At 40.5% G+C, this 2,134-nt stretch carries 2 protein-coding genes; one reads left to right on the top strand and one right to left on the bottom strand.

Translation table 11 applies throughout. The features are described 5' to 3' along the window. Window positions 1–84 precede the first annotated feature (84 nt). Window positions 85–1,122, top strand: coding sequence for an iron ABC transporter permease (locus VB732_RS34125; RefSeq protein ID WP_323235248.1), 1,038 nt, complete (start codon window positions 85–87; stop codon window positions 1,120–1,122). Window positions 1,123–1,269: 147 nt separating this feature from the next. On the opposite strand, the gene VB732_RS34120 is transcribed toward VB732_RS34125, so the two are convergent. Then, window positions 1,270–1,590, bottom strand: a complete 321-nt coding sequence (locus VB732_RS34120; RefSeq protein WP_323235247.1) for a multidrug efflux SMR transporter — start codon at window positions 1,588–1,590, stop codon at window positions 1,270–1,272. Window positions 1,591–2,134 lie beyond the last annotated feature (544 nt).

Here is a 2,134-nt window from a genome sequence, read left to right as displayed (position 1 = left end):
TGAAGCTCAACTTTTACTCTCCTGTTCCCTCATCAAAAAGAAACTATATGTAAATGCAGCTTTGTTTGGGACAGATTACAGTTAATGAAAATACTAAATTGGAATTTGGCTAAACCATTTAAGACAATTTTTACCGAACACCGCATAATTTGGGCTGTTTTACTCCTTAGTGGAGCATTGGTGCTAACGCTAGCGCTATCACTTTCTCAAGGAGCAGTACCTTTAAGTATGTCGGAATTTTGGCAAGCCATACTTCACAAAGGCGATCCGGTTAAACAGACAATTCTTTGGGATTTACGTCTCCCGCGCATTACAGCTGCTCTCATTGTCGGCGCTGCTTTGGGAATGTCGGGAGCATTACTGCAAGGGATGTTACGCAATAGTCTTGCCGATCCATTTATTTTGGGCATTTCTGCGGGTGCTGGATTAGTAGTGATTGTGATGATTGTGTGGCAAATATTCCCGATCGCAATTCCTTTAGCCGCATGGATGGGAGCAATTTTAACTTCTGCGATCGTTATTTTACTCGGTCGCGCGGGGTCGGGAATTTCGGTTGAGCGGTTGATTTTAGGCGGAGTGGCGGTGAGTTCTTTATTTGGCGCTGTACAAAGTACATTGCTGCTTTTAGCTGAAGACGGCCAAATTCAAATTGCGCTTAGTTGGCTGGTTGGTAGCCTAAATGGACGGGGTTGGCAAGAAATTTCGACGGCTGGCCCGTATATCATCGTTGCATTGATCGGGGGATGCTTATTGGCGCGATCGGTAAATGTGCTGGCTTTGGGCGATGATTTGGCTGTAGGTTTGGGGGTTTCGTTGACGCGATCGCGCCTGTTAATTGGTGGTGTCGCCACTCTCTTAGCCGCAGGTGCAGTCAGCATCAGTGGTTTGATTGGATTTGTTGGTCTTGTTGTCCCTCACGGTGTTCGCCTCATTGTTGGTACAGATCATCGCTTTGTTTTACCACTTTCCGCCCTTGCAGGTGCATGGTTACTAACTTTTGCAGATTTACTCTCTAGATTAGGAGCAATTGAACTACCAGTAGGTTCTGTCACTGCATTGCTGGGTTCACCGCTATTTATCTGGTTACTTTATCGTCGTTCTGCTGGGTTTAATAAATTTTGATTAGCCAAAGACTATATAATAGCCGTCTCCAGATCCCCGACTTCTTAAAGAAGTCGGGGATCTAACTTTTCATCAAGATACTTTTATGAACTCTTGAAGAAGAATTCTGACTCCTGACTCCTGAATTCTGTTCGATAAATGATTCAATTATTTACTTGCATTTATGCCAATTACCCCTGCGACTATTAAGGCGATTGACAAAAGCTTGATAAATGAAGCAGATTCACGAAACCAAATAATACCAATACTCGCAATCAGGACAGTTCCCAATCCAGCCCAGACGGAATAAGCCACACTTACTTCAATTCTCTTGAGAGCAAGGGTCAAGCAACTAAAACAAAGTCCATAGAAAACAAATATTAATACTGAAGGGACTAATTTAGTAAATCCTTCTGACAACTTCATGCAAGTTGTGCCTGAAACCTCAAAAAGTATTGCTGCGATGAGGTAAATCCAACTGATAGACATATTTTTTGTGAGCAGTTTTTTAGTAGTCTTTTATTATCTCTATGGAAATAAGAAAATACAACAGTTTTAATTACTATTTATTATCGTTTTAGCAAATACTTTAATACCAAGTAGTGGAACTGACGCATAGCTTATGCGCCCCTACCCTATACTTCACTAGAACGAGAAATGCTATATGTAACCATATAATTGTAATGATAAATTATGTACTCGTTAACTTTAAAATCTCTTTTGTGGAGTTTACCGAACCTTATTAGTTCAGATTACCATACATTTTTTTGGTTCGGTAATCATCATCAACCGGGTGAAAAAAACCGAATTTACACCACTTTTATTTTTAAATCCTATGAAAAGCAAGAAAACAAATTCTCAATTAACTGAACAGCAAAAATACTGTTTATCGAGGTAAAAGTATGACATTAGTACGTTGGAACCCCTGGCAAGAATTGAACACGATACAACGCCAAATCAATCGTTTATTTGATGAAGATACTCTGCCATCTGCATTTTTGGAGAGAGGCTTTTCTAGAGTTCCTGCTGCTGA

Source organism: Nostoc sp. UHCC 0252, from assembly GCF_034931145.1.
GTDB lineage: Bacteria > Cyanobacteriota > Cyanobacteriia > Cyanobacteriales > Nostocaceae > Nostoc.
This window is presented reverse-complemented; position numbering and strand designations above follow the sequence as displayed.

Excerpts from the sequence above, each read along its gene's own strand:
- VB732_RS34120 (WP_323235247.1), bottom strand. The coding sequence starts at position 1,590 with ATGTCTATCAGTTGGATTTACCTCATCGCAGCAATACTTTTTGAGGTT.
- VB732_RS34125 (WP_323235248.1), top strand. The coding sequence starts at position 85 with ATGAAAATACTAAATTGGAATTTGGCTAAACCATTTAAGACAATTTTT.